This window comes from Erythrobacter sp. EC-HK427 (genome assembly GCF_902498745.1).
In the GTDB taxonomy this organism is placed as follows: Bacteria; Pseudomonadota; Alphaproteobacteria; order Sphingomonadales; family Sphingomonadaceae; genus Alteraurantiacibacter.
The window spans coordinates 2,342,161-2,367,360 of record NZ_LR701479.1 but is presented as its reverse complement, the minus strand read 5'-3'; the positions used below and the strand labels follow the sequence as shown (position 1 = coordinate 2,367,360).

Sequence of the window (25,200 nt, the reverse complement as noted above, 5' to 3'; positions counted from 1 at the left end):
GATCAGCGCCCGCGCACCGCGGGTTACTTCGCCATCAAAGTCGTCATCAACTATCAGAATGTGGTGCCTCAGCTCTCGCCATCGCCGTCATCAATGCCATCGCCGGACAAGTCGACATGGCTCGCGGGCTGGATGGTGGACACGGCGTGCTTGTAGGCGAGCTGGACATAGCCTTCGCGCTCCAGCAGCATACAGAACAGATCGTAGGCCGCGATCCGCCCTTGCAGCATCACGCCGTTGACCAGAAACATCGTCACCTGCACCGCCGAATCGCGCACCCGGCTGAGGAAAATATCCTGCAAAAGCCGTTGCTTACGGTTGGCTTCTGACGCGGTGTCGAAGCTGTCGGCATCCACCGGATTGCCCGGCATGATGGTGGAAATCGCGTGCTTATAGACCAGCTGCGACTGCCCGTCGCGGCGCAGCAGGATCGAGAAATTGTCGAACCAGGTCACAATGCCCTGCAATTTCACGCCCTTGACCAGGAACATGGTTACCGGAATCTTCTCGCGGCGCAGGTGATTGAGGAACAGGTCCTGCAAATTGCCACCCTTCGCAGCAGGCGCGCTAGTGCTGGTGGTGCTTACCGAAATGTCTTCGTCCTTTTCGATCTGTTGTCGCGGACGGGCAGACAAAGTGCCCTTGGCCATGTTTAGCTCCATCGTTTTTGGCGACACCAAAGCATCGCAGTCTGGCCGCTGTGCGACCGGTATCATGTGACGAGATAGGCAGAGCCGGTCTTACGTCAATTGTAAAGTTAGCAACCTCTTATGAAAACTTGGATACTCTAGCGGCGGTGTAGATCATTTGCGGTACGCCGAACAGCAGTGTTCGCGTTAATCCCGCTCGCCTTGCTCGTTGCGTTCGCTCATCCCCAGCAGCTTCAGTTTCCGGTGCAAGGCAGAACGCTCCATGCCGATAAAGCCGGCGGTTTTGGAGATGTTACCGGAAAAGCGGCGGATCTGGATGCGCAGATATTCGCGCTCGAAATTCTCGCGCGCTTCGCGCAGCGGAACCCCCATCAGATTGGACATGCCCGTCCCGCTGTCGGACGAACCGCCGGTCAGTTCTTCCGGCAGCATACCGGGCGCGATCTCGTCAAAATCCTCGCGCGGGGCGAGGATCACCGTACGTTCGATCACATTGCGGAACTGGCGGACATTGCCGGGCCAGTCATAGGCCTGCAGCGCCGCCATCGCTTCGGGCGTAATGCGCGGCGGTTGCAAGCCCTGTTCGCGGGCATAGCGGGTGAAGAAGTGCTCGGCCAAAGCCGGAATATCCTCGCGCCGGTCCGACAGCGGCGGGATCTCGATCGGCACCACGTTGAGCCGGTAGAACAGGTCTTCACGAAAGCGCCCTTCGCCGATCTCCGCCAGCAGGTCTTTCGCGGTGGAACTGACGACGCGCACATCCACGCCCACTTGCCGCGTTCCGCCCACGCGCAGAAAGCTCTGCTCGGTCAGCACCCGCAAAATGCGGGCCTGCGAGCTTTCGGGCATGTCCGCGACTTCATCGAGATAGAGCGTGCCGCCATCGGCCATTTCGAGCAGGCCCGGTCGCACCAGCTTGCCGTCGGCTTCCTCGCCGAACAATTCGTGTTCGAACCGCTCGGGTGTAATGCGCGCGGAATTGACCGTGACAAAGGCCTTGTCGGCGCGCGGGCTCCAAGCGTGCAGCAGCCGCGCCGCGACTTCCTTGCCTGCCCCCGCCGGGCCATTCACGAACACCCGGCTACCGGTATTGGCAACGCGCTTCAGCGTGGCGCGCACCTGGTTGATGACCGAGGAATTACCGGTGAATTCGTCGGTTGACGCCATGCCTTCGCGCAGCCGCGCGTTTTCCCGCCGCAGCCGCTCGGTTTCGGTCGCGCGTTCGACCAGATGCAGCAGCCTGCTCGCCTCGAACGGCTTTTCGATAAAGTCCATCGCGCCGCGGCTGACCGCCGATACGGCGGTGTCGATATTGCCGTGGCCGGAAAAGATGATGACCGGCAAGCCCGGCTCGCGCGCCTTGATCGCGTCGAGCACTTCGAGCCCGTCGCGCGGGCTGCCATGGAGCCAGACATCGAGGAGCACGAGGCTGGGCCGCCGTTCATCGACCATCGCAATCGCCCGCTCGCTATCGCCTGCGGTGCGGCATTCATAGCCTTCATCGCTGAGCACGCCGGCAACCAGCTCGCGGATGTCGCGTTCATCATCAACCACCAGGATGTCGAGAGCCATTACTTGGTCCTTCTGTTTATCATGCTTGTCCCTCGGCGGGGTCGATTGCCACGGCGGGATCGATGGCAAAGCGCAGCGTCGCCTGCGTTCCGCCGCCAGTAGCAGGGGCGAAACTGATTTCGCCGCCATGTTCCTCGACGATCTTCTTCACGATGGCGAGGCCGAGGCCGGTGCCCTTTTCCCGCGTGGTGACATAGGGTTCGAGCACGTTGACCCCGCCCTGCGGCAGGCCGATGCCGTTGTCGGTAATCATCACGACAACCGCATCATCGGTGCTGCCCATTTCCACGACGATTCGCCCGCGCCAGTCGAGATCGGCTTCTTCCTCGCGCGCTTTGGTATCAACCGCTTCGGCGGCGTTTTTGAGCACATTGGTCATCGCCTGCCCCAGCTGGTGCCGGTCGCAGGCGATCAGCGGAATGTCATCCTCGGCAGCGAAGCCATAGGCGATTTGCGGATTGGCGACTTCTTGCAGGAACAGCGCCTGCCGTACGAGATCGACGGGGTCCTCCTGCCGGAAAATCGGCTTGGGCAGGCGCGCGAAATTGGAGAATTCGTCCACCATCTTGCGCAGGTCGCCGACTTGCCGGATGATCGTTCCGGTCAATTCGTCGAACAGCTCGCTATCACTTTCGATCTGGCGACCATAGCGGCGCTTGAGACGTTCGGTCGCCAATTGGATCGGGGTCAGCGGGTTCTTGATTTCGTGCGCGATCCGCCGCGCGACGTCTGACCAAGCCGCCTGCCGCTGGTCGACCAGTTGGCGGGTAATGTCCTCGAACGTCAGCACCATGCCTTCGCTGGCGGGGGAAAGCTGGACGGCGAAAGTGAACGGCTCCCCGCCGCGCTGGAACTGCACGATTTCGCTCGCCGAGCCTTCGCGCACCATGGCGGCGAATTGCGGGACGATTTCGCTGAGCTTTTGCCCGACCACATCGCCCTCTGAATTGTCCAGTAACAGCCGCCGGGCAGAGCTGTTCATCAGCAGGACATTACCCTCCGCATCGAGCGAGATGATGCCTGCGGTGATCGATTCCATCACCGTTTCCATAAAGGCGCGGCGCTCTGCCAACTGGTGGTTCGCGCCGAGCAAGGCATCGGTCTGCCGCTCGATCTGCGAGGTCATGCGGTTGAACGCGCGGTTGAGCAGGCCGATCTCGTCCGGTCCGGTGCGGCCGGAAACGCGCATGGCATAATTCCCCGCCCCGATCTCGCCAGCCGCATCGGCCAGCTCGGCCAGCGGTTTCACCTGCCGGTCCGCAAAGCGCAATGCGGCGAAGACGGAGATGCCCACCAAGGCGAGCGAAACAAGGAAAAGTGCGACGTTGAATTGCAGTTGCAGAACGCGGGCGCGCTGGTTCAGCTCGCCATAAGACCGCACCACGTTCTGCGCCTGTCGATAGAGTTGCGCGGCCTCTGGCTGCGCATCGCGCGCTACGTAAAAATAGGCTTCTGAATCGCTGTCGAGCAAAGCAATCGCCTCGTTGCGCTGCTCCGAGCTGCGTGACACAAACGAAGCGCCCGCATCGATTTGCGCCATGTCCTCCACCGAAACCCTCAGGCGCTGCCGGTCGGCCAACGGGTCTTGCAGATAAACGAGCCGCGCATCGCCCTCATCCGAACGGCGATAAATGCCACCCTCGCTCAATTTGCGAACGAGAAGCTGCTGCAAAAACTGGTCGTTAAACTCCGGACTGGTGACGGGCAGTCGTTCGAGTACGAACCGCATATCGCTTGCCATGGCGACAGCTTCCAAACCAACGGCGCGTTGGTTTTCGTCGTAATAGCCCTCTGCCAATTCGTTCGCGTTCTCCATGATCCCGCGCGAATCGTCGGAGAACCAGAACTCCACGCCCGACTGGAACAAGACCGAGGCAAACGCCGCGACGAACAGCGTCGGGATGGCGGCGATGAGCGAGAAGAAGAACACCAGATTGACGTGCAGCCGCGCGGTGGTGCCCCCTGCCCTACGGATGGCGATGCGTCTGCCTGCGAGAACGACAATGCCAAGCGCCGGGATCAGCGTTCCGAGCAAGAGCGCGGCTGCTTGCTCGGACGGCATCAGATCATTGCTGTTGGCGCGCGCTGCGACGGCGACCCAAGCGGTGATCAGCATCCCGATCAGCGTGACCGCAGCGAGAATTTCCAGCCACAGGAACAGATTCATCCGCCGCGCAAGCACCTGCGCGCGCCGCCACCAGCGTGAGCGTTTGCCTGCGGACGTGTCCGCTCCGGAGAGAGAGGTGGATGCCACGTTGCAGACTTACAACAACACTGTTGCCTCTTTGCAAGGGCTTTTTGCCCCCTTGCGGCTAAGCGGTGGAAAACTCCTCCGGATCGATACCCAGCTCCTGCAACCGCTTGCGCAGCGTGTTGCGGTTGATGCCCAGCATTTGCGCGGCTTTCAGCTGGTTGCCGCCGGTCTGGCGCAGGGCATGGCGGAACACCGGCGCTTCCAGCACAGCGAGCGCATCGTGATACAGCGCGCCCTCGGCAAAGCGGCTGGCGTTGAGCCAGCGCGCCACCGCTTCGGCAATATCGCCGTCTTCGTCCCCATCGTGCGGAATGCCTGCGTGGCTGGCATCAAGGCAGGCGAAAATGGTGTCCGCCCCGATCCGCTCCTCGCGCGCCAGCAAGGCGGCACGGAACATCAGGTTCTGCAATTCGCGCACATTGCCGCGCCAGCTTTGCGCCTCCAGCGCCCGCGCGGCATCGTCTCCCAGCACGCGCGGGGGGAGCCCCTGCTTCACCGCCTTGGCGAGGAAGTGCCGCGCCAGCGGCTCGATATCGCCCTGCCGCTCGCGCAAGGGCGGCAGCTTGATGGGGACGACATTGAGGCGGTAGAACAGATCCTCGCGGAACGTCCCCGCGCTGATCATCGGCAACAGATCGCGATTGGTCGCGGCGACGATGCGGACATTAACCGCGATTTCCTGATCGCCGCCCACCCGGCGAATCCGGCCCGATTGCAGCGCGCGCAGCAGGCGGGTCTGTGCCTCGGCGGGCATATCGCCGATCTCGTCGAGGAACAGCGTGCCGCCATCGGCCTGTTCGAACTTGCCGATATTGCGCGCGGTCGCACCGGTGAAGGCGCCCTTTTCGTGCCCAAACAATTCGCTTTCGATCAGCTCGCGCGGAATGGCCGCGGTGTTGACGGCGACAAAGGGCCCGGACTTGCGGCGGCCCAGCTCATGGATGGCTTCGGCCACCAGTTCTTTGCCCGTCCCGCTTTCGCCGAGCACCAGCACGGTCAGATCATTGTCGAGCACGCGGGTGATCATGCGATACACATCCTGCATCGCCGCGCTTCGCCCGATCAGCGGCAGGCCATCGGGCATGGCCTCGCCCGCGCTGGCCGTGCCTGACGAACGCTCCGCCGCCTGGCACGCCGCCCGCACCAGCTCGTCCAGATCGAAGGGCTTGGGGAAATATTCGAACGCCTGATTGTTGCTCGCCCGCACCGCAGTATCGAGCGTGTTCTGCGCCGAGATGATGATGACCGGCATGGCGGGATAGGCCGCGCGCACTTCGCCGAGGCTTTCAATCCCGTCGCCATCGCGCAGCATCACATCCGTTAGCATGACGTCAAACCGCCGCGCCGCCAAGGCGGCATCGCGCCCGGCCACGCTGTCGCACACCTCAACCGTGAACCCCTCGTGCTCCAGCCCGGCGACGATCACCGTGGCAATCGCGCTGTCGTCTTCCACCAGAAGGGCTGTGCGGCTCATGGCATGGGCGTCCTGATCAGTTTCACCATCGGCAAATGCACGCGGAAATGCGTCCACCCGGTTTTCTCGTCGCGTTCGTGGCTGACGCGGCCGTCCATATCGCGCACCAGCTTCTGCACCAGCGCGAGGCCAAGCCCCTGCCCCTGCGGCTTGCTGGAGACGAAGGGTTCGAAAATGTAATCCCGCACCGCCGGATCAATCCCTGCGCCATTGTCGCTCACCCGCACTTCGATTGGGAGCCTGACCGGCACGCCCAATCGCTTCACCGTCATGGCGAGTCCGCTGACAAAGCGGGTGCGGATCATCACTTCGGGGGCGACGCTTGCCAGCGCCGCGTCGCGGGCATTGGCCATCAGATTGATGAGCACCTGCACCAGCGCGCCTTCATTGGCGAGCACATCGGGGATCGAAGGGTCAAACTCCTCGCGCCACGCCAGCGCGTCGGGGCAATTGAGCTGCACCGTTTCCATCGCCCGGTGAATGGCCTGATGGAGATTGACCGCCGACACCGGTTCGGTGTCCTCGCGGCCCAGCCTTTGCATCCGGTCAATAAGTGCTGCGATGCGGTCAACTTCATCGGTGATAAGGCTGGTTAGCTTGGTGTTGGCCGGATCGGACTTGCGCGCCAGCAATTGCGAAGCGCCGCGAATGGCCGCCAGCGGGTTCTTGATCTCATGCGCCAACACCGCCGGGCCACGCAGAGTGGGCGCGCCGTCATGCTCGCCAAACCGCTCACCCTGGCTCGAATCTGACAAGGTCAGCGTCCGCCAGCCAGGATGTGTGGGGATGGTCGAGACGGTCAGATTGCTGCGCCACGTCCGCTCGCCAATCCCGACATCGACCCCGCGCGCGACAAACTGCGCTTCGGGATCGCCCAGCCCTTCTATCAGGCGCTGCTGGGTGAAATGCACGATATCGAGAAACTGCCGCCCGCGCAGGCGCGACGCGCTGGCACCGAGCAAGGACTCGCCTGCCGGGTTCAGATCGGCAATCTGCTGCTCCGGATCGAGCAGCACCATAGCGAAGCTGAGGCCGGACAGCTGCTCTGCCGGGCCGGGAATGTGCGCCGCCTTGCCTTCGCCAGCATCGCTCACGCGGCGCGGCGCCTCAGAAAGGGTTCGTAGAAGCGTTCCAACTCGCCCAGCACTTGCGCGGCGTCGTCGATGAAATTGGCCTTGTTGCGGAAATCGGCGCTGCCATGCATTCCCTTGGTGTACCAGCCCAGATGCTTGCGCGCGATTTTGACGCCGGTCTCCACGCCGTAATGCTCCAGCATGGCGTGGTAATGCTCGACGAGCGTTTCATATTGCTCGGCATAGCCGGGGCTTTCGAGGCTTTCGCCCGTCTTCCACCAGTGCATCACCTGCCCCAGTAGCCACGGCCGGCCATAGGCCCCGCGCCCGATCATCAGCCCGTCCGCGCCCGATTGCTCCAGCGCCTTGGCGGCATCGGCAATCGTACAGATATCACCGTTGACGATCACGGGGATATTCACCGCGTCCTTCACGGTGCGGATGAACGACCAGTCGGCGCTGCCCTTGTACATCTGGTTCCGCGTGCGGCCGTGGACGGTCACCAGCTTCACGCCCAGATCCTCGGCAATATGCGCCAGTTCGGGGGCGTTAAGGCTCGCATGGTCCCAGCCCATGCGCATCTTCACCGTCACCGGCACGTTGACGGCCTTTACCGTCGCTTCCATCAGCTTGGTGGCGAGCGGCACTTCGCGCATTAGCGCGCTGCCGGCGAACTGGCCGACAACCTTGCGCACCGGACAGCCGAAATTGATGTCGATAATCGCCGCGCCCTGATCTTCGCTCAGCTTCGCGGCTTCGGCCATGCTGGTCGGATCGCAGCCGACCAGCTGCATCGAGACAGGGTCTTCGCTTGCGTGCCAGCGGGCCTTCTGGATCGACTGTCGCGTTTCGCGGATCGCCGCCTCGCTCGCAATCATTTCGGTGACGTTGAGCCCGCTGCCATAGCGGCGCACCAATTGGCGGAACGGCATATCGGTCACCCCCGTCATCGGCGCGAGCACGACGGGGCAGTCGATCCGGATCGGGCCGATATCGATCGGCGTCACGGCCGGGGACGGAGGGATGAGCGGGTTTTCCATGCTGTGCCTAATAATTGGGCAGGCGCATAGTGGATTGCGAGGCGCGGCTCAAGGCGTTAGCGCGCTCGGGCATGAATGCCGCTGCCACTCTTCCTCCCTTTAGCGCCGTGATTGTCGCGGCGGGCAAGGGATTGCGTGCGGGCCAACCCTTGCCCAAGCAGTTTGCTGTGTGGCGGGGGAAGCCGGTGCTGCGGCACTCGGCAGAGGCGCTTGCAGGCGCGGGTGCAGCGCGGATTGTCGTTGCCATTCCCGAGGGTGCCGACGCAGCGGCGCAAGCGGCGCTCACAGGCATTGACGGCCTTACTCTGGTGACTGGCGGTGCGACGCGGCAGGAAAGCGTACGGCTGGCGCTGGAGGCGTTGGAAGCCGAGCCCCGGCCGCTTGTGCTCATCCACGACGCCGCCCGGCCCGATCTGCCCGGCGATGTCATAGCCCGCTTGCTGGCAGCTCTCAGCGCCTATCCCGGCGCGATCCCGGTATTGCCGGTTGTCGATTCGATGATCCGCGCCGATGGTGATCTGATGGCGGGCAATGCGCGGCGCGAGGAATTGCGGCGGGTGCAGACCCCGCAGGCCTTTCGTTATGCCGACATACTTGCGGCGCACCGCAGCTGGCAGGGCGCGAGCGATGCCGGAGATGATGCGCAAGTGCTGCGCGCGGCGGGGCACAGCGTGTCGCTGGTCGATGGTGACGAGCGGCTCAAGAAGCTGACATTTGCAGAGGATTTCATGGCTGACACCCCTTCCCCCCTCGCCATCCGCGTCGGCACCGGGTTCGACGTCCACCGGCTTGCCGATGGCGAGGAGCTGTGGCTGTGCGGAGTGAAGATCGAGCACACGCAGGGCTTGGCGGGGCATTCGGATGCCGATGTCGGGCTGCACGCGGTGGTCGACGCCATTCTGGGCGCTTGCGCCAAGGGTGATATCGGCGACCATTTTCCGCCCACCGATCCGCAATGGAAAGGCGCGGCTTCCTCCGCCTTTGTCGAACACGCGGTCAAGCTGGCGACGGAAGCGGGCTACGCGATCGGCAATGTGGATCTGACGCTGATATGCGAGGCACCCAAGATCAAGCCCCACCGCGAGGCGATGCGCGTCAGGCTGGCCGAATTGCTGGGTGTCGAATGCGACCAGGTCAGTGTAAAGGCTACGACTACCGAACGCCTCGGCTTTGCCGGACGGGGCGAAGGGATTGCAGCGCAAGCGGCCGCTACGCTGGTCAGAAAGGGTTAGATCGCATCATGCTTCGGACGTTTGCCATTTCTGCCGCACTGGCGCTTTCTGTCGCAGTCCCTGCAAAGGCACAGGCGCAACAACTGCCGAATGAAGCGCAAGTGACGGCAGCTGCGCGTTTCATGCTTCCGGTGGCGCTTGATGGCGTGCTGAACGCCTGCGCGGGACAGCTTGCCGGTGACACCTATCTGATGACCAACCGGGATCGGTTGCGCAGTGAATTTGAGACAGCGGCCGAAGGCTCTTTCGAAGAGGCCCGCCTTGCGCTCTTCGTGCTGGGCGGCGGCACCATCGGCGGGAAAGAGCAGCGCGCCGAACTGGACACGATAACGGAGACGATGATGCGCACGATCGTCGAGGAGCTTATCGACAGTGAAGTCGCCAACGCAATGAACGCGGAGTCTTGCGCGATTGCCAATCGTCTGATGCAGGAGCTTGCTCCGCTCCCGGCGGAAAACTTCGCCAGCCTGCTCGGTTATGTGCTGCACGAAACCGGGTTTAGCACGGGGCGCCGGTGAGTAAGCACACCGCCCTCCCCCCGTCGATCCTGCCCGATGATATCGTCGCGCTGGCGCAGCGCGTGGTCGAAGAAAACGCTGCGGCAAAGCGGACAATCGTGCTGGCGGAAAGCTGCACGGGCGGTCTGGTAGCTGCGGCGCTGACCGAGATTCCCGGCTCCTCTGCCGTGCTCGATCGCGGTTTTGTCACCTATTCCAATGCCGCCAAACAGGCCGAACTGGGCGTGCCTAGCGACATCATCGAAGCCTTCGGCGCGGTATCCATCGCCTGCGCCTTCGCCATGGCGCAAGGCGCGCTGGAAAACAGCGATGCCGATGTTGCGGTGGCGATTAGTGGCATTGCCGGGCCGGGCGGCGGCACGGATTTGAAACCCGTCGGCACCGTGGTGTTCGCCCGCGCCATTCGCGGCGAGGACACTCCGATGGCCGATGAACGCCTGTTCGAAGGCGAGGATCGCGCCGGTGTCAGGCGTCAGGCGACGCTTTGCGCGCTGGAGCTGTTGCTGCCGTAAAGCTCAGCCGCCCGCGCTTCGAACGCGGCGACCATTTTGCGGAAGGCCCGATCAACATATTGCCCGGCAAGCGTTTCGAACATGATGTTCTTGAACGCGAAATCGACCGCAAAATCGATCTCGCACGCGCCATCGCCAACGTCGCGGAACGTCCAATTGTTGTCCAAATCGCGCAGCGGCCCGTCGATATAGTGGACGTGGATGGTGTTCGGACGATCCTTCACCACCTTGCTGGTGAACTTCTCGCGCAAGGCCTTGAAGCCGACCAGCATATCGGCGGTCATCTCGGTGTCGCTGTCCTTGCGCACCCGCGTGGCGACGACCCAGGGCAGGAACTGCGGATAGGAATCCACATCTGCCACCAGATCGAACATCTGCTGCGCGGTGTAAGGCAGGCGTTTGGTATCGCGGATCGACGGCATCAGGCGGACTTTGCAGCAGCCTTTGCCAGCTTTTCCTCGCGCGCCGCTTTCATCACCGCGAAATCATCGCCGGCGTGATAGCTGGAGCGGGTCAGCGGCGAGCTGGCGACTTGCAGGAAGCCCTTCGCCCGCGCAATCGCGCCATAAGCGGCGAAGGCTTTGGGCGTCACGAATTCCTCGACATGGGCGTGTTTGGGCGTGGGCTGCAGATACTGACCCATGGTCATGAAATCGACATCGGCGCTGCGCATATCGTCCATCACCTGATGCACTTCCAGCCGCTGTTCGCCGAGGCCGAGCATGATGCCGGATTTGGTGAAGATCAGCGGATCGTGGCTCTTCACCTCTTCCAGCAACCGCAAGGAGGCGTAGTAGCGCGCGCCCGGGCGGATGGTCGGATACAGCCGCGGAACGGTCTCCAGATTGTGATTGTAGACATCCGGCCCCGCCTCGCAGATCGCCTCCACCGCCGCGCGCATCTTACCGCGGAAATCGGGCGTGAGGATTTCGATGGTGGTATCGGGCGTTTCGCGGCGGAGCGCCTTGATGACTTTCACGAACTGCCCCGCGCCGCCATCGGGCAGATCATCGCGGTCCACGCTGGTGACAACGATATGGTGCAGGCCCATCTCGCCCGCTGCCACCGCGACATTTTCCGGCTCCATGGGATCGACGATGCGCGGCATCCCGGTCTTCACATTGCAAAAGGCGCAGGCGCGCGTGCAGACATCGCCCAGGATCATGACGGTCGCGTGCTTCTTGTCCCAGCATTCGCCGATATTCGGACACGCCGCTTCCTCGCACACCGTGTTCAATTTGAGATCGCGCATCAGCTTGCGCGTTTCGTGATAGCCCTTCGAAACGGGCGCTTTCACGCGAATCCAGTCCGGCTTGCGCTGGCGCGGCGGACGGGCATCTTCGGGCTTCGGAGGGTTCGACAGATCGGTCATGACACAGGCCATCTAGTCAAGCGGGCGGATAACCGCAATGGTAGCGCTTGCCCTACTTTAGGCGGTGTCTTAAGCGCATTCGTATGGATACTGTTGGACTTCAGGCGCTGACCTCTCCGGTCGTGTTGTTTTTCGTGCTCGGCATCCTTGCCGCAGTCGCCCGATCCGATCTCGCGATTCCCGAAGCCATCGCCAAAGGGATGTCGCTTTACTTGATGGCCGCTATCGGCCTCAAAGGCGGGATAGAGGTGGCGGAAAGCGGGTTGGACGGCACCGTGCTGGCCGCGCTGGGCGTCGGGATCGCTGCGGGATTTATCATGCCACTCTACGCCTATTGGCTGCTGCGCGGCTTCGGCAAGCTGGACCGGATCAATGCAGGCGCGGTGGCGGCGCATTACGGTTCGATCAGCGTGGTCACCTTCGTAACGGCGGTCGAAATCTTCGAGCTGCAGGGCAATCCGCCGCAAGGCTATATGGTGGCCGTGATGGCAACGATGGAAAGCCCCGCCATTCTCGCAGGCTTGCTGCTGGCACGCGGTGGCGGATCGGATAGCGGGCAAAGCACCAAGGAGTTGCTGCACGAAGTGCTGTTCAACGCCTCGGTCGTCCTGCTGCTTGGTGCTTTCGCCATCGGCTGGATTTCCGGCCCCACAGGCTTTGCCGATGTCGAGCCGTTCTTTGGCGCGATGTTCAAAGGCGTGCTGTGCCTGTTCCTGCTCGATATGGGCCTGATCGCCGCGCGCCGGATGATGGATTCACGCGCTCTGACGTGGCGCTTGGTGGCGATTGCCATCGGGCTGCCGCTGGTGAACGGCGCAATCGGCACTGTGCTCGGCGTGATGGTCGGGCTGGACACCGGTTCGGCCGCCGCGCTTGGCGTGCTGTGTGCCAGCGCGAGCTACATCGCGGTGCCCGCCGCCATGCGGCTTGCGCTGCCGGAGGCTGACCCGGGGATTTATCTCACCATGTCGCTCTCAATCACCTTCCCCTTCAACGTCCTCATCAATATCGGCCTGATCGGCACGCTGGCGGCGATGCTGACCGGCACCGGAGCACCCTTGCCATGATCGAGACTGTCATCCGCAAACGCATCGAAATCCTCGCCGATCAAGCACAAGCGCGGCGCGTGACCAAGGCGATTGACGAGGCTGGAATCACCGGCTGGACGATCACGCCGGTTACCTCGGGCAAAGGGCGCGAAGGGCAATGGCGCGAGGAACGGGTGATGGGGACGGACAAGGTCTTCATCCTCACCATCGCCTCGCAGGAAAACGCCATGGCGCTGGCCGAGAACCTTGCCCCCATCCTCACCTCGCACGGCCTGCTGCTGACGATGTGGGATGTGGAGGTCATTCGCGGCGAGCGTTTCTGATGCCCGAATTCCACGAATTGCTGAACGGGTATCGTCGCTTTCGCAGCGAGGGCTATCCCCGACAGCGCGCCCGCTATGACGAGCTGGTCGCCCAGGGCCAGAGCCCCAAGCTGATGATTATCGGCTGTTCGGACAGCCGCGTCGATCCGGCGCAGATTTTCGATGTCGATCCCGGCGAGATTTTCGTCGTACGCAATGTCGCCGCACTGGTTCCGCCGTTCGAGAAGACCCCCGGCCAGCACGGCGTTTCCGCCGCGATCGAATTTGCTGTGCAAGTCCTGAAGGTGCGCCAGATCGTCGTGATGGGCCACGGGATGTGCGGCGGGTGCAAGGCGGCGCTGACGCAGGAGATGCACGGCAGCGAGCCGGGCGAAGGCGGGTTCGTCGCCAATTGGGTGCACCTGCTGGACGCCGCGCGCGAGCCGGTCGCCGCCGAGCACGGCACCAGCGGGCGCGCGGCGGAGCGGGCGATGGAAATGGCGGCGGTCGGCGTAAGCCTCGACAATCTGCGCACTTTCCCCTTTGTGAGTGCAGCAGTGGCGCGCGGCGATCTGAAATTGCGGGGCACCTTCTTCGCCATTTCCGAAGGCGTGCTGTATCACCGTGACGAGGCAACGGGCGTCTTCGAACCCGTTGAATAGCCAAGGGGCTTGCGCGGGCACGGCAGTGTGGCCACAAGACAACCATGCCCGAAGCCACTCTCAAAAACATCGCTCTGCTGATCGATGCAGACAATGCCAGCCATGCAGGAATCGACCCGGTGCTGACCGTGCTCGCCGAGCTGGGGCAAGTGAATATCCGCCGCGCCTATGGCAATTGGGCCAAGCCTGCTTTGGGCAATTGGAGCACGATCACCCACCGCTTTGGCCTGCAACCGATGCAGCAATTCGATCTGACCAAGGGCAAGAACGCCACCGACATCGCCATGACGATTGACGCGATGGACTTGCTCCACGCGGGCAAGGTGGACGGCTTCGGGATCATGAGCAGCGACAGCGATTTCACCCCGCTGGTCACGCGGCTGCGGCAGGACGGGCTGATCGTTTACGGCTTCGGCAGCACCAGCAAAACGCCCACCGCGTTCAAAAGCGCCTGCACCCGCTTCATCGATATCGACGCTCTGATCGCCGGGGCCAAGGATGATGCCGGGGCGGACCGAGACACGCCCAAACCGCAGCCCGAAGGCGAGAAGTCCGCGATTGACGACGAAGTAATCGAACTGCTCGGCACCGCCTTGAAGGCCGCCAAACGCGACGAGAACGGGTTCGCCACCCTCAGCGAGGTCGGCAATATTGCCGGGAACCGCTCCAGTTTTGATGTGCGCAATTACGGTTTCAAGCGACTGTCCGACCTGTTCGAAGCGACCGACAATTTTCAGGTGGAACGGCGCGGGGAATCGAAAATACCCTATGTGAAGCGCTTGCGCTGACCGGACATCGCGGCGGCTCAATGCCTCCCGAACAGTTTCTCGACATCGTCCATCGACAGTTTGACCCATGTCGGCCGCCCGTGATTGCACTGGCCTGATCGCGGAGTGGCCTCCATTTCGCGCAGCAGCGCGTTCATTTCGGTGACGCTCAGTACCCGTCCGGCCCGCACCGATCCGTGGCAGGCCATGGTGGCGAGGACATATTCGATCTTCTCCGTCAGCAGCAGCGATGCGCCATGCGTGGCGATATCGTCCGCCAGATCGCGCAGGAGTTGGCGCGGGTCGGCCTTTTTGAGCACGCCGGGGATGGCGCGCACCAGCATCGCATCGGGGCCGAAGCGTTCGATCACCAGCCCCAGCTGCGCGAAAGGCTCGCTCTGCGCTTCCAGCCGGTCGCAATCGGCTTCGTCCAGTTCGACCACTTCGGGCATCAACAGCGCTTGGCTCGCGGCAACCGTGTCTCCCGCCCCCGCCGCGCGCAGCCGTTCGAGCACGATCCGCTCATGCGCGGCGTGCTGATCGACCAGCACCAGCCCGTCCGCCGCCTCGGCAACGATATAGGTGTTCGCCACCTGCCCGCGCGCAATGCCGAGCGGATAGTCCGCTGCCTCTGCGGGCAAATCCTCTGCCGCTTCCGCCCTGCCCTGTGGGAGAGCTTCGGCGGACGCACTCCCCCACGGCAACGGCGTTTCCGCCACCCTCTCGCCCGCTTGCGCAGTCCAGTCGCGGCCAGCAAAGATCGAACGCAAGGCAGGCGACGGCTCGACCGGCTCGCTCTGCCAGCGCGCCATCGCGCCGCTATCGGGAGCCTGCGCGCTGCGCCGGTCGCCGGTCGACAGTGCCTGCCGCAGTCCGGTGACGATAAAGCCGCGCACCGCCGCGGCATCGCGGAAGCGCACTTCGGTTTTGGCGGGATGCACATTCACATCGACATCGGCGAAGGGAATATCGAGAAACAGCGCGAGCACGGCATGGCGATCCCGCGCCAGCATTTCGGCATAGGCCCCGCGCACTGCGCCGGTCAGCAGGCGGTCTTTCACCGGGCGACCGTTGACGAAGAGATACTGGTGATCGGCCACCCCGCGATTGTACGTCGGCAGGCCCGCAACGCCGGTCAGCCGCATCACTCCCTCGCCGCCCGGACGCTCCAGATCGATTGCGACGCCATTGTCCGCCAGTTCGCGCGCGACAATCTGCGCCACCCGCTCGGGCGCGCTTTGGCCAGCTTGGACGGAGAATATCCGCCGCTCGCCATGCTGGAACGTAAAGGCGATATCGGGCCGCGCCATCGCCAGCCGCCGTACAACATCGTGGCAGGCGGCATATTCGCTGCGGGCGCTGCGCAGGAATTTGCGCCGTGCGGGGACCTTGGCGAAGAGCTGCTCCATCCGCACCCGCGTGCCCGGCGGCAGGGCGGCAGGGCCTTCCTCCACCAGCGCGCCGTGATCGATCACGCGCCGCCAGCCCTCGGCAGCATCATGCGGGCGGCTTTCGATGGTCAGCCGGGCAACGCTGGCAATCGAGGGCAGCGCCTCGCCGCGAAAGCCGAGTGTGGCGACCTGTTCGATCGCTTCGTCGGGCAATTTGGAGGTCGCGTGCCGTTCCAGCGCCAGCGCCATCTGGTCGGGCGACATACCACAGCCATCATCGGTCACCTCGATACTGCCCAACCCGCCATCGGTGATGCTGACGGTGATCCGGCAAGCCCCTGCATCGATGGCGTTTTCCACCAGCTCCTTGAGCGCCGAAGCTGGGCGTTCGACCACTTCGCCAGCGGCAATGCGGTTGACAAGCGTTTCGGGAAGGCGGCGGATTTGGGGCATTCGGCGCAGGCTACAGGCCGCTGGCCGCGTTTTCGAGCCAAAGCTGCGCAAAATCTCCGCTTTGTCGACAAATATTTTGGCGTTTCTCCTGCATCCGCGTTAAGGGGCGCTTCTCTCCGCAATGCAGAGCCCTCTCACCGCGGATTCGCGGCGCCTCGGCGGCAATTCAGAATACAGGTTCTTCGATGAGTTCTTTCTTCTCCAATCTCTTCAAATTCGGTTCGCAAAACATGGCCATCGACCTCGGTACGGCCAACACGCTGGTCTATGTGCAGGATCGCGGCATTGTGCTGAACGAACCGTCCGTGGTTGCCATCGAAACCATCAACGGCGTCCAGCGGGTCAAGGCCGTGGGTGATGATGCGAAGCTGATGATGGGCAAGACGCCGGATACCATCCAGGCCATCCGCCCCCTGCGCGACGGTGTGATCGCCGATATCGAAATCGCCGAGATCATGATCAAGCACTTCATCCAGAAGGTGCACGGCAAGCGCACGCTGCTGCGCTATCCCGAGATCGTGATCTGCGTTCCCTCGGGCTCGACCTCGGTGGAGAAGCGCGCCATCCGCGATGCGGCGAGCAATGCGGGCGCATCTGAAGTATTCCTGATCCTTGAACCCATGGCGGCAGCCATCGGTGCGGATATGCCGGTGACCGAGCCGGTCGGCAGCATGGTCGTCGATATTGGTGGCGGCACAACCGAAGTCGCGGTGCTGTCGCTGCGCGGCCTCGCCTACACCACCTCGGTGCGCACCGGCGGGGACAAGATGGACGAAGCCATCGTTTCCTATGTCCGCCGCCACCACAATCTGCTGATCGGCGATGCCACTGCAGAGCGGATCAAGAAGGAATATGGCTGCGCCATGGTTCCCGATGACGGCGTGGGCGAAACCATCGTCATCAAGGGCCGCGACCTCGTGAACGGCGTGCCCAAGGAAATCAACATCAACCAGGCGCACATTGCCGAGGCCTTGTCCGAACCGATCGGTGCCATCGTTGAAGGCGTGCGCATCGCGCTGGAGAACACCGCGCCCGAGCTCGCGGCAGATATCGTCGACCAAGGCATTGTGCTCACCGGCGGCGGCGCGCTGATCCAGGGTCTGGACGATCATATCCGCGAAGAAACCGGCCTGCCGGTCAGCATTGCCGAAGATCCGCTCACTTGCGTGGCCATGGGCACCGGCAAGGCGATGGAGGACCCGATCTATCGCGGCGTCCTGATGACGGCATAAGGGCGCAACACGAGAGCAGAGGGAGCGGGCCGCAATGGCACCGCCACAGGCACAAAGAGCAGGCGCGAACAAGAAGGCACAGCTGGGCCTGTTCGCGGGCTATGTGTTCGCCAGTGCCGGAGCATTGATTGGCGCTTTGCTGCTGATCATCTCGCTCTGGCGTCCGGAAACCTTCAACGGGCTGCGCTCGATGGCGAGCGACGCTGCCGCTCCTGTTGGAGAGGCAGGCGCGAGCGGGCGCACGGGCTCGCGCAGCTTCTTCGAAGCGATTGCCGGATATTACGATGCCGGCTCGAAGAATGCCGCGCTCGAAGAGGAAATCGCCGTCGCCCGCGTGCGCCTCGCCGAAGCGCAGGCGCTGGAGCAGGAAAATGCGCGGCTGAAGGCCTTGCTCGGCATTATCGAAAGCGAAATCGAACCGGTCGCCACCGGGCGGCTGATCGGCTCCAGCTCGGCAAGCACGCGGCGCTTCGGCTATCTCGGCGCGGGCCGTAATGACGGGGTGCGCGTGGGAATGCCCGTCACCTCCCCCATGGGCCTGGTGGGCCGCGTGCTGGAAACGGGCGCGACGACATCGCGCATTCTCCTGCTGACCGATCCGGAAAGCATCGTGCCAGTGCGCCGCGCGACCGATGATGTGGTCGCCTTTGCTGAAGGGCGCGCGGATGGTTCGCTGCGCATCCGGCTGATCAATCTGGGCATCAATCCGCTGGAGGAAGGCGACATTTTCGTCACCTCCGGCGCAGGCGGACTGTTCCGCCCGGGGATCGCCGTCGCGGTGGTGAGCGAACTGACCGAAGACGGCGCGATTGGCCGCTTGCTCAGCAATCCGGCGGCAACCGATTTCGTGCTGGTCGAGCCGATCTTCCAGGCCGAAGCGATCGAGGCGGCAAACGCTCCGCTATTATCGGAAACCCCCGCAGAGGAGGACGCCGAAGCGGAGGAGGAGAGCTGATGGAAAAGCTCGACCCCAAGGCCCGGCGTGATCCGTTCGGCAAAAAGATCAACCGCGATCATTCGCCCGTGCTCGCCTACGGGGTGCCGTGGTTCACCATTCTGCTCGGCTCGCTTGCGCCGATGCTGCCAATCATCGCCGCCGGACCGATACTGCCCCCGCTCGGCTATCTCTTCCTGCTCGCATGGCGGATTTACCGCCCCGGCCTGCTGCCGATGTGGGCGGGCCTGCCACTTGGCCTGTTTGATGATCTGTATTCGGGCCAGCCGCTGGGTTCGGCGATCCTGCTGTTCTCGCTCACCATGATCGCGCTCGATCTGATCGAGCTTCGCTTCCCGTGGCGCGGGTTCTGGCAGGACTGGGGCATCGCTGCGCTTTTCCTGACGATCTATGTCGGCTTTACCGCGCTGTTTTCAGGCGCGAATATCACGGTGATTCAGCTGACTCTCATCTTGCCGCAATTAGGGCTGAGCGTTCTTCTCTTCCCGCTGGTGGCGCAACTCGTGGCGCAGCTTGACCGACTTAGGCTTACCCGCATACCGCTGTCGTTGATTCCATGGTCCAATCGGTAACTTCCAACGCGCTCAAGCAGACCTTTGACAGGCGTAGCTTTGTCGTGGGTGCGGTGCAGGGCGGCATCGGGCTGCTGCTGGCGGCACGGATGGGCTATATCGCCGTTGCCGAGAACGAGCGATACACGCTGGAGGCGGAAAGCAACCGCGTGAACCTCTCGCTGATTCCGCCGCGGCGTGGCTGGATCCTCGATCGCAACGGCTCCCCCCTCGCCTCCAACCGCGCCGATTTCCGTGTCGATATCATTCCCGAACGGGTCACCAATCCCGAGGCCACCGTCGGCCTGCTGAGCGACCTGTTGGGCTTTTCCGAAGTCGAGAAGCTCGACCTGCTCGAGCGGCTGGAAGGCGCGCGGGGCTTTGCCGCCGTGCCGGTTGCCAACGGGCTCGATTTCGAGAAGTTCGCCGCTGTCAGCGTGCGCCTGCCCGAATTGCCCGGCGTGATCCCGCAGCGCGGCTTTTCGCGCTTCTACCCCACCGGCCCGGCGGTCGGCCATCTGGTCGGCTATGTCGGCGCGCCGAGTCGCGAAGAGTATGACGCCGAACCGCAGCCGCTGTTGATGACGCCGGGCTTCAAGATGGGCAAAGACGGGCTGGAGCAATATTTCGACCTGACCTTGCGCGGCGAACCCGGCGCGCGGCGGGTCGAAGTTACCGCGTCGGGGCGCATTGTCCGCGATCTTGAAACCCGCGACGATGTGCAGGGCCAGCCGATCAAGCTGACGATTGACGGCCCGCTGCAAGACTATGCCGCCCGCCGCCTCGGCCTCGAATCCGGCTCGGTCGTGGTGATGGACTGCCTGACGGGCGATGTGCTGTGCATGGCCTCCATGCCGAGCTTCGATCCCAACAGCTTCTCCGACGGCATCGGCCGCGTCGAATATTCGATGCTCAGCGAAAACGAGCGTGTGCCGCTGCGCAACAAGGTGCTGCAAGGCCTCTATCCGCCGGGCTCCACAGTTAAGCCGACTGTGGGCATGGCGCTGCTGGGTGCCGGTGTTGACCCCGATGAGACCGTCTTTTGCGGTGGCGGCCTGCAAGTCGGCAGCCGCCGCTTCAACTGCTGGAACCGTCGCGGCCACGGACAGACCAATCTTGCAAAGGCCATCTATCAAAGCTGCGACGTGTATTTCTACGCCATGGCGCAGCGCACCGGCATCCAGCCGATAGCGAATGCTTGCCGACTGTATGGGATGCAGGAGCGGTTTGACCTTCCGGTGGCCAACCAGTTCTACGGCACCGTGCCCGATCCCGCGTGGAAGATGGAGAAATACGGGCAAGAATGGGCAGCGTTCGACACGGTGAACGCGACCATCGGCCAAGGCTATATGCTCGCCAACCCGCTTCAGCTTGCGGTGATGGCCGCGCGCCTCGCCACGTCCGAGAAGGTCAATCCGCGGCTCATTTTTTCCAACGAGCGCCCCAGCTTCGAAAGCATGGGCGTCAGCGCGGAATACAAGGCCTATGTGCGGCAGGCGATGAGCGATGTGGTGAACGGCCCCGGCACCGCCGGGCGCGCGCGTCTGCCCATCGACGACGTGCTGATGGCGGGCAAAACCGGCACCGCACAGGTGGTCGGGCTCAACATTTCGGATGGCCGCTCCGGCCCTTGGCGCTTCCGTGACCACGGCCTGTTCATCTTCTTCGCCCCGTTCGACAATCCGCGTTATGCGGGCGCGGTGGTGATCGAGCATGGTGGCGGTTCGGGAGCAGCCTATCCGGTGGCGCGCGATGTGATGACTTTCATGTTCGACCCGCAAAAGGGGCTCGACGCGCTGCACGCGCTGGAGGCAGGCTGGGGCGGCACCGCACAACAGCGGCTCGACCGGCAATATGCCGCTTACGCTCAGGCCGCCGGGGTCGATCTGCCCCCTGCCCCGCCGCCGATCACGCTGGCGCGGCAAGTCGATGCCGAAGCGCGCGCCGCCGCCGACGAACCGGAAGAAGCCGCGACCGACGCGGTCACCCCCCGCGAAGACCCGACCGCACGGTCTGACGAGGCGACGACATGAGAGGCAAAATCACTCTGCCCGCGCCTATCGCCGAGTTTCCGTGGCGCGTCGTGGTGCCGCTGACGCTGCTCGTCCTTTTTGGCGCAGCTGTGCTGTATTCGGCCGCAGGTGGATCGATGAGCCCCTATGCCAGTTCGCACTTGCTGCGCTACGTTGTCGCTTTGGGGATTGCTCTCAGCATCTCCTACCTCCCCATAGAGCTCACCAAGTGGGGGGCCATACCCGGCTATATCTTGATCCTGCTGCTGCTGATCGCGGTGGAAATCATGGGCCAGGTCAATGGCGGCAGCCAGCGATGGCTCAATCTCGGCTTCATGCAATTGCAGCCGTCAGAGCTGATGAAGCCCTGCATCGTGCTCATCCTCTCCGCCTATTTCGCCAATCTTCCCCCCGCGATGATCGGGAGTTGGAAAGCCTTGGCCGTGCCCGGCGGCATCATCGCCTTGCCGGTGGCCTTCGTATTGCTGCAACCCGATCTTGGCACATCGCTCGCTATTGTTTTCGGCGGCGTGGTGGTGATGTTCTTTGCGGGCATCCCGCAGAAATGGTTCATCGGCGGCGGTGCGGCGATGGTGGTTATTGCCCCCTTGGCCTATTTCTTCGGCTTGCAGCCGTACCAGCAACAGCGGGTGCTGACCTTCCTCAATCCCGAAAGCGATCCGCAAGGGACGGGCTATCACATCATCCAGTCGAAAATTGCCATCGGATCGGGCGGCATCACCGGCAAGGGCTTTGGCGAAGGCTCGCAAAGCCAGCTCAACTATCTGCCCGAACCGCACACCGATTTCGTCTTTGCCACCATGGCGGAGGAATGGGGCATGATCGGCGGTCTGTTCGTGCTGCTGATTTTCGGGATCGTCCTGCGCTGGGGACTCACCGTCGCGCGCGAAGCACCGGACCGCTTCGGCAGCCTGCTCGCTGGCGGACTTACCGCCACGATCTTCTTCTATGTCGGCGTCAATCTGATGATGGTGATGGGCTTTGCGCCGGTGGTGGGCATCCCCTTGCCGTGGATGAGCCATGGCGGATCATCGATGCTTACCAATATGCTCTGCGTGGGCGGCATCATGCTGGTCGAACGCTCGACCCGCGCGCAGCGCAAGAGCAATTTCTGAGGCGCCGCGAAATTTCGCAACAAGGCGCTTTCTGCACTTGCACAGCGGGCCGAACCCGCTAAATGAGCGCCTCCCGGACGAATCACCGCGTGACAGAGTCGAAAAGCCCGCGCCTTTAATGGTGCGAACGGGAATGGACGCATAGCTCAGTTGGTAGAGCAGCTGACTCTTAATCAGCGGGTCCTAGGTTCGAGCCCTAGTGCGTCCACCATCCCCTTCCATCACCCGTCATTGAACAGATGCGATATCAGGTTGTAGCGTACGCCTGAGGTTGTTTCCTGCACCTCGTGCAGCAGCGACGAGGAAAACACCATCGCCGATCCTGCGGGCACGCGATAGCCTTTGGGGCTGAACTCGCCAAATACGATGCCGCCGCCTTCGTAATCATCGTTCAGGCTGATCGAGAGCGCAAAGCGTCGGTGCGCGCCGACCGGGCTGGTGTTGTCGCGGTGGCCCATCGCAATCCCTTCGCGCTTGCCGACATAGCGCGCAATATGCAGGTCTTCGCGGCGCGTGACGTTGAACGCGAAAGCCTTGTTGATCATCGGTGTAACCCGCCCGAACAGGCGTTCATCGAGTATCGCCAGCGTATTCCGGTCGCGGATTATCAGATCGACGCGGTCCTGCCGCTCGTGTTCGTAAACCGGAATGCGGAAATTGCCCTCGAACTCGCCCGGCCGCGCCCGGCGCACGAGGAACGGCGTGTCCTTTTCGACCGACTCGATCAGATTGGCGCATTCTTCGGGGGAGAGCACATTCGGCACAATCAGTACCGGCGCGTGCGGCGGGCTCCAGCGGGTTTCAGTGGCGGCCTGTGCATTGTCGAGAATTGTCATAATCGTCTCCAACGTATCGCCAACGGAACCGTCCAGATCGAACCACGCGCGGATCTGCCGATAGGGAGTAAGCAGAACCAGTCGCACAACCTTATCGCTGCCCTTGTGCAAACCGTAAGAAGCGAAAATCGCGCCCGATGGATCACCTAGCACCGGCCAGACAAAGCCGGCCGCACGCTTGCGAGCCTTGTTCGCCGTGGCGTCGCTCGATGCACTCATCGCAATAACCGTCGCGTTTTCCGCATCAAGCCTCGACTCTAACGCAGCCAAAGACCTGAGCAATTCTCCGGTGTACTCAGCGTCGGGATCACCGATGAGTACGAGCAACAGATGCTTCCCCGAAATGTGATCGTCGGCGAGTCCGATCTTGCGACCGTCCTCGTCATGGCCACTGAATGCCGTTGCCAGCGCGCCCTGCCACATTTCCTGCACATAGGGCCGGATAGAGGGCGCTGCGATTTCGTAGGTTGATTGTGTGTCGCTCATCGGTGTCCGGCCCGTCCTGCCCTATCCACCAGCCTATCGGCCTCCATTGCAAAGCAAAAGCGGCAATTGTGCACTTTCCGGCTCGGGCTAGGCAAAGCAAAGGACGAGCAGCAGCTTGTTTCCGCAAGACCGGCGAGGCAAGAAGGGGAATGCATCGCGCACTCATTATTCTGCTACTCCTATTGCATCTTGCCGCTGGCAGCACCGCCGGACTTGCGCAGGAAAGCGCGCGTCAATCAGCGGTAGAACAGCAGGATGTCCGGCTTGCGCGCATCGCCGAGCAATTGCTGGGCGGCAATGCGGCGCTGTGCACCTCGCTGATGCCGCTCACCGGGCTGATCCTGCATAGTGTCGACCAGTATCGCGATGGCGAGGTGCGCGCACAGTTTCGCGACGGCAACATCGCGATTGCCGCCATTGTCCCGCATTCGCCCGCCGAGCGGGCCGGTTTGCGCCGTGGCGAGGCTTTGGTGGCGATCGGCGATGTGTCGCTCGATGCCCTGCCCGCGCCCGAGAGCGGCAATTTACGCGAAGCCGCGTTCGATATCCTCGCCGCGCAACCGACCGACGCGCCGGTGGCGCTGCGGCTGCGCACCGACGGGGTCGAACGAACAGTTATGCTGCCCGCCCCTGCCGGGTGTCGCTCGCTGGTCGAAATTCTGGTGAGCGACGGGCCGCGCGCGCGGTCTGACGGGCGGGTGATCCAGATCCAGTTCGATTTCGCGCGAGAGCTATCCGACGAACAGCTGGCTGTCGTCCTTGCGCACGAGCTGGCGCATACGGTGCTGGAGCATCGCCGGCGCAAGCAGGCGGCGGGCATCGACAATGGCGCTCTGGCCGAAGTGGGCCGCAACCAGCGCGCCAATCGCGAGGCCGAGGTGGAGGCGGACAGGCTGTCCATCCACCTGCTCGCCAATGCCGGTTTCGATCCGCTGTCGGTGCCTGCATTCTGGCGCTCGGACATCGGCCAGCGGCTCGGCGGCGGGATCTTCAACAGCTTCGTCTACCCGTCCAACGAAGCGCGCGCCGTGCTGGTGGACGAGGAAATCGCGCTCTACCTGCCGCAACGGCGCGGGCCGAGCTGGCCGGGGCACTTGCTCGAATTGCGCGAACGGGGCTTTGGCAGCGATTAGTCCTTCGGTCGGCGCGCGCGTTCGGGGGCTTCGCTGATATCGATATAGTGCCGGTCGTAATAGGTGAGCGGCGTGGCGTCCTGACGGTGGTTGGCCTCCACCAGCGTTCCAATAAAGATCGAATGCGTGCCGAAAGTGTGCCGGTCGGCCACGGTGCAGATCAGGCTGGATTGCGCGGTGGCGAGGACGGGGACTCCGTGATGGTCTTCCCATTCGCCCACCGCGAAACGATCGGGGCGCGGCTGCATGAAATGTTCCGCCACATCGCGATTGCCGAGGCCGAGCACGTTGACGCAGAAGCGCTCCGCCTTTTCAAGCGGTTCGTGCAATGACGCATCGCGGTTGATGCAAACCAGCAAGGAGGGCGGATCAAAGCTCAGCGAGCTGACAGCGGTCGCCAGAATGCCCCAATCATGGCCCTCATGCCGCGTCGTCACCGCATAAACGGTCGCCGCGACATGGCGCATAGCCTCGCGGAAGGCGGCGGCGATTTCGGAAGGGGTCTGTCCTACAGGGGGCATAAGGGCTCATAGATGGC

At 63.2% G+C, this 25,200-nt stretch carries 24 protein-coding genes and 1 tRNA gene; 14 read left to right on the top strand and 11 right to left on the bottom strand.

Annotation, left to right across the window (positions count from 1 at the left end; translation table 11 throughout):
• Nucleotides 1-68: 68 nt before the first annotated feature.
• From hfq to dusB, 6 genes are all read right to left on the bottom strand, one after another.
• On the bottom strand, nucleotides 69-650 hold the full coding sequence (gene hfq / locus GC121_RS11670) for an RNA chaperone Hfq (RefSeq protein ID WP_151974544.1): 582 nt from the start codon (nucleotides 648-650) through the stop codon (nucleotides 69-71).
• A gap of 186 nt (nucleotides 651-836) precedes the next feature.
• Nucleotides 837-2,222 (bottom strand): sigma-54 dependent transcriptional regulator, encoded by a 1,386-nt coding sequence (locus GC121_RS11665; RefSeq protein WP_151974542.1) that lies wholly within the window; start codon nucleotides 2,220-2,222, stop codon nucleotides 837-839.
• A 19-nt stretch (nucleotides 2,223-2,241) separates the two neighbouring features.
• A complete protein-coding gene (locus tag GC121_RS11660; protein ID WP_339390190.1) occupies nucleotides 2,242-4,476 on the bottom strand; it encodes an ATP-binding protein in 2,235 nt (744 codons plus the stop codon).
• Between the two features lie 58 nt (nucleotides 4,477-4,534).
• The gene (locus GC121_RS11655; protein ID WP_151974541.1) at nucleotides 4,535-5,950 is read right to left on the bottom strand and encodes a sigma-54 dependent transcriptional regulator; all 1,416 of its coding nucleotides are present in this window, start codon (nucleotides 5,948-5,950) and stop codon (nucleotides 4,535-4,537) included.
• Nucleotides 5,947-7,044 (bottom strand): nitrogen regulation protein NR(II), encoded by a 1,098-nt coding sequence (locus GC121_RS11650; RefSeq protein WP_234421224.1) that lies wholly within the window; start codon nucleotides 7,042-7,044, stop codon nucleotides 5,947-5,949. Before GC121_RS11650 ends, GC121_RS11655 begins: the two co-directional genes overlap by 4 nt.
• Nucleotides 7,041-8,063 (bottom strand): tRNA dihydrouridine synthase DusB, encoded by a 1,023-nt coding sequence (gene dusB, locus GC121_RS11645; RefSeq protein ID WP_151974539.1) that lies wholly within the window; start codon nucleotides 8,061-8,063, stop codon nucleotides 7,041-7,043. The genes GC121_RS11650 and dusB overlap by 4 nt, the downstream gene beginning before the upstream one ends.
• A gap of 71 nt (nucleotides 8,064-8,134) precedes the next feature.
• On the opposite strand from dusB, the gene GC121_RS11640 reads away from it, so the two are divergent.
• From GC121_RS11640 to GC121_RS11630, 3 genes are read left to right on the top strand one after another with little or no spacing between them, the layout of a single operon-like run.
• Nucleotides 8,135-9,295 carry a bifunctional 2-C-methyl-D-erythritol 4-phosphate cytidylyltransferase/2-C-methyl-D-erythritol 2,4-cyclodiphosphate synthase gene (locus tag GC121_RS11640; RefSeq protein ID WP_151974537.1) on the top strand — a complete coding sequence of 387 codons (1,161 nt, stop codon included), beginning with the start codon at nucleotides 8,135-8,137 and terminating at the stop codon, nucleotides 9,293-9,295.
• 8 nt (nucleotides 9,296-9,303) lie between these two features.
• Nucleotides 9,304-9,813, top strand: a complete 510-nt coding sequence (locus tag GC121_RS11635) for a hypothetical protein (protein ID WP_151974535.1) — start codon at nucleotides 9,304-9,306, stop codon at nucleotides 9,811-9,813.
• Entirely contained in the window at nucleotides 9,810-10,325 is a 516-nt protein-coding gene (locus GC121_RS11630) for a CinA family protein (RefSeq protein WP_151974533.1), read from the top strand. The genes GC121_RS11635 and GC121_RS11630 overlap by 4 nt, the downstream gene beginning before the upstream one ends.
• Here the strand turns inward: GC121_RS11630 and GC121_RS11625 are convergent.
• A complete protein-coding gene (locus tag GC121_RS11625; protein WP_151974531.1) occupies nucleotides 10,286-10,747 on the bottom strand; it encodes a type II toxin-antitoxin system RatA family toxin in 462 nt (153 codons plus the stop codon). The two genes, GC121_RS11630 and GC121_RS11625, sit on opposite strands and share 40 nt — an antisense overlap.
• Nucleotides 10,747-11,697: a lipoyl synthase gene (gene lipA / locus GC121_RS11620; protein WP_151974529.1), complete on the bottom strand. Its 951-nt coding sequence runs from the start codon at nucleotides 11,695-11,697 to the stop codon at nucleotides 10,747-10,749. The genes GC121_RS11625 and lipA overlap by 1 nt, the downstream gene beginning before the upstream one ends.
• Before the next feature lie 83 nt (nucleotides 11,698-11,780).
• Here lipA and GC121_RS11615 point away from each other — a divergent pair, with 83 nt between their 5' ends.
• The 4 genes from GC121_RS11615 to GC121_RS11600 are packed head-to-tail and all read left to right on the top strand — an operon-like array spanning nucleotide 11,781 to nucleotide 14,498.
• Nucleotides 11,781-12,764 (top strand): sodium-dependent bicarbonate transport family permease, encoded by a 984-nt coding sequence (locus GC121_RS11615; protein WP_151974527.1) that lies wholly within the window; start codon nucleotides 11,781-11,783, stop codon nucleotides 12,762-12,764.
• Nucleotides 12,761-13,069, top strand: coding sequence for a transcriptional regulator (locus tag GC121_RS11610; protein WP_151974526.1), 309 nt, complete (start codon nucleotides 12,761-12,763; stop codon nucleotides 13,067-13,069). The genes GC121_RS11615 and GC121_RS11610 overlap by 4 nt, the downstream gene beginning before the upstream one ends.
• Nucleotides 13,069-13,710: a carbonic anhydrase gene (locus GC121_RS11605; protein WP_151974524.1), complete on the top strand. Its 642-nt coding sequence runs from the start codon at nucleotides 13,069-13,071 to the stop codon at nucleotides 13,708-13,710. The genes GC121_RS11610 and GC121_RS11605 overlap by 1 nt, the downstream gene beginning before the upstream one ends.
• A gap of 44 nt (nucleotides 13,711-13,754) precedes the next feature.
• A complete protein-coding gene (locus GC121_RS11600) occupies nucleotides 13,755-14,498 on the top strand; it encodes an NYN domain-containing protein (RefSeq protein ID WP_151974523.1) in 744 nt (247 codons plus the stop codon).
• Between the two features lie 17 nt (nucleotides 14,499-14,515).
• On the opposite strand, the gene mutL is transcribed toward GC121_RS11600, so the two are convergent.
• A complete protein-coding gene (gene mutL, locus GC121_RS11595; protein WP_151974522.1) occupies nucleotides 14,516-16,321 on the bottom strand; it encodes a DNA mismatch repair endonuclease MutL in 1,806 nt (601 codons plus the stop codon).
• 185 nt (nucleotides 16,322-16,506) lie between these two features.
• Here mutL and GC121_RS11590 point away from each other — a divergent pair, with 185 nt between their 5' ends.
• The 6 genes from GC121_RS11590 to GC121_RS11565 all read left to right on the top strand — a co-directional run bounded on the left by GC121_RS11590 (nucleotide 16,507) and on the right by GC121_RS11565 (nucleotide 22,418).
• Nucleotides 16,507-17,553 (top strand): rod shape-determining protein, encoded by a 1,047-nt coding sequence (locus GC121_RS11590; protein ID WP_151974521.1) that lies wholly within the window; start codon nucleotides 16,507-16,509, stop codon nucleotides 17,551-17,553.
• A 34-nt stretch (nucleotides 17,554-17,587) separates the two neighbouring features.
• Nucleotides 17,588-18,508 (top strand): rod shape-determining protein MreC, encoded by a 921-nt coding sequence (mreC, locus tag GC121_RS11585; RefSeq protein ID WP_151974519.1) that lies wholly within the window; start codon nucleotides 17,588-17,590, stop codon nucleotides 18,506-18,508.
• Nucleotides 18,508-19,080, top strand: a complete 573-nt coding sequence (locus GC121_RS11580; RefSeq protein WP_151974517.1) for a rod shape-determining protein MreD — start codon at nucleotides 18,508-18,510, stop codon at nucleotides 19,078-19,080. Before mreC ends, GC121_RS11580 begins: the two co-directional genes overlap by 1 nt.
• Nucleotides 19,065-21,092 (top strand): penicillin-binding protein 2, encoded by a 2,028-nt coding sequence (gene mrdA / locus GC121_RS11575; protein ID WP_151974515.1) that lies wholly within the window; start codon nucleotides 19,065-19,067, stop codon nucleotides 21,090-21,092. Before GC121_RS11580 ends, mrdA begins: the two co-directional genes overlap by 16 nt.
• A complete protein-coding gene (gene rodA / locus GC121_RS11570) occupies nucleotides 21,089-22,207 on the top strand; it encodes a rod shape-determining protein RodA (protein WP_151974513.1) in 1,119 nt (372 codons plus the stop codon). Before mrdA ends, rodA begins: the two co-directional genes overlap by 4 nt.
• A 135-nt stretch (nucleotides 22,208-22,342) precedes the next feature.
• A tRNA-Lys gene (locus GC121_RS11565) sits at nucleotides 22,343-22,418 on the top strand.
• 10 nt (nucleotides 22,419-22,428) lie between these two features.
• Here GC121_RS11565 and GC121_RS11560 read toward each other — a convergent pair.
• The gene (locus GC121_RS11560) at nucleotides 22,429-23,529 is read right to left on the bottom strand and encodes a redoxin domain-containing protein (RefSeq protein WP_151974511.1); all 1,101 of its coding nucleotides are present in this window, start codon (nucleotides 23,527-23,529) and stop codon (nucleotides 22,429-22,431) included.
• A 149-nt stretch (nucleotides 23,530-23,678) separates the two neighbouring features.
• On the opposite strand from GC121_RS11560, the gene GC121_RS11555 reads away from it, so the two are divergent.
• On the top strand, nucleotides 23,679-24,662 hold the full coding sequence (locus tag GC121_RS11555) for a M48 family metallopeptidase (protein ID WP_151974509.1): 984 nt from the start codon (nucleotides 23,679-23,681) through the stop codon (nucleotides 24,660-24,662).
• On the opposite strand, the gene GC121_RS11550 is transcribed toward GC121_RS11555, so the two are convergent.
• Complete coding sequence (locus GC121_RS11550) at nucleotides 24,659-25,183, bottom strand: flavin reductase family protein (RefSeq protein ID WP_151974506.1); 525 nt, start codon at nucleotides 25,181-25,183, stop codon at nucleotides 24,659-24,661. The two genes, GC121_RS11555 and GC121_RS11550, sit on opposite strands and share 4 nt — an antisense overlap.
• Nucleotides 25,184-25,200 lie beyond the last annotated feature (17 nt).

Bases quoted from the DNA above. Each gene is read 5' to 3' on its own strand.
- hfq (WP_151974544.1), bottom strand. From the start codon at position 650: ATGGCCAAGGGCACTTTGTCTGCCCGTCCGCGACAACAGATCGAAAAG.
- GC121_RS11665 (WP_151974542.1), bottom strand. From the start codon at position 2,222: ATGGCTCTCGACATCCTGGTGGTTGATGATGAACGCGACATCCGCGAG.
- GC121_RS11655 (WP_151974541.1), bottom strand. From the start codon at position 5,950: ATGAGCCGCACAGCCCTTCTGGTGGAAGACGACAGCGCGATTGCCACG.
- dusB (WP_151974539.1), bottom strand. From the start codon at position 8,063: ATGGAAAACCCGCTCATCCCTCCGTCCCCGGCCGTGACGCCGATCGAT.
- GC121_RS11640 (WP_151974537.1), top strand. From the start codon at position 8,135: ATGAATGCCGCTGCCACTCTTCCTCCCTTTAGCGCCGTGATTGTCGCG.
- GC121_RS11635 (WP_151974535.1), top strand. From the start codon at position 9,304: ATGCTTCGGACGTTTGCCATTTCTGCCGCACTGGCGCTTTCTGTCGCA.
- GC121_RS11625 (WP_151974531.1), bottom strand. From the start codon at position 10,747: ATGCCGTCGATCCGCGATACCAAACGCCTGCCTTACACCGCGCAGCAG.
- lipA (WP_151974529.1), bottom strand. From the start codon at position 11,697: ATGACCGATCTGTCGAACCCTCCGAAGCCCGAAGATGCCCGTCCGCCG.
- GC121_RS11615 (WP_151974527.1), top strand. From the start codon at position 11,781: ATGGATACTGTTGGACTTCAGGCGCTGACCTCTCCGGTCGTGTTGTTT.
- GC121_RS11610 (WP_151974526.1), top strand. From the start codon at position 12,761: ATGATCGAGACTGTCATCCGCAAACGCATCGAAATCCTCGCCGATCAA.
- GC121_RS11605 (WP_151974524.1), top strand. From the start codon at position 13,069: ATGCCCGAATTCCACGAATTGCTGAACGGGTATCGTCGCTTTCGCAGC.
- GC121_RS11600 (WP_151974523.1), top strand. From the start codon at position 13,755: ATGCCCGAAGCCACTCTCAAAAACATCGCTCTGCTGATCGATGCAGAC.
- mutL (WP_151974522.1), bottom strand. From the start codon at position 16,321: ATGCCCCAAATCCGCCGCCTTCCCGAAACGCTTGTCAACCGCATTGCC.
- GC121_RS11590 (WP_151974521.1), top strand. From the start codon at position 16,507: ATGAGTTCTTTCTTCTCCAATCTCTTCAAATTCGGTTCGCAAAACATG.
- mreC (WP_151974519.1), top strand. From the start codon at position 17,588: ATGGCACCGCCACAGGCACAAAGAGCAGGCGCGAACAAGAAGGCACAG.
- GC121_RS11580 (WP_151974517.1), top strand. From the start codon at position 18,508: ATGGAAAAGCTCGACCCCAAGGCCCGGCGTGATCCGTTCGGCAAAAAG.
- mrdA (WP_151974515.1), top strand. From the start codon at position 19,065: ATGGTCCAATCGGTAACTTCCAACGCGCTCAAGCAGACCTTTGACAGG.
- rodA (WP_151974513.1), top strand. From the start codon at position 21,089: ATGAGAGGCAAAATCACTCTGCCCGCGCCTATCGCCGAGTTTCCGTGG.
- GC121_RS11560 (WP_151974511.1), bottom strand. From the start codon at position 23,529: ATGAGCGACACACAATCAACCTACGAAATCGCAGCGCCCTCTATCCGG.
- GC121_RS11555 (WP_151974509.1), top strand. From the start codon at position 23,679: ATGCATCGCGCACTCATTATTCTGCTACTCCTATTGCATCTTGCCGCT.
- GC121_RS11550 (WP_151974506.1), bottom strand. From the start codon at position 25,183: ATGCCCCCTGTAGGACAGACCCCTTCCGAAATCGCCGCCGCCTTCCGC.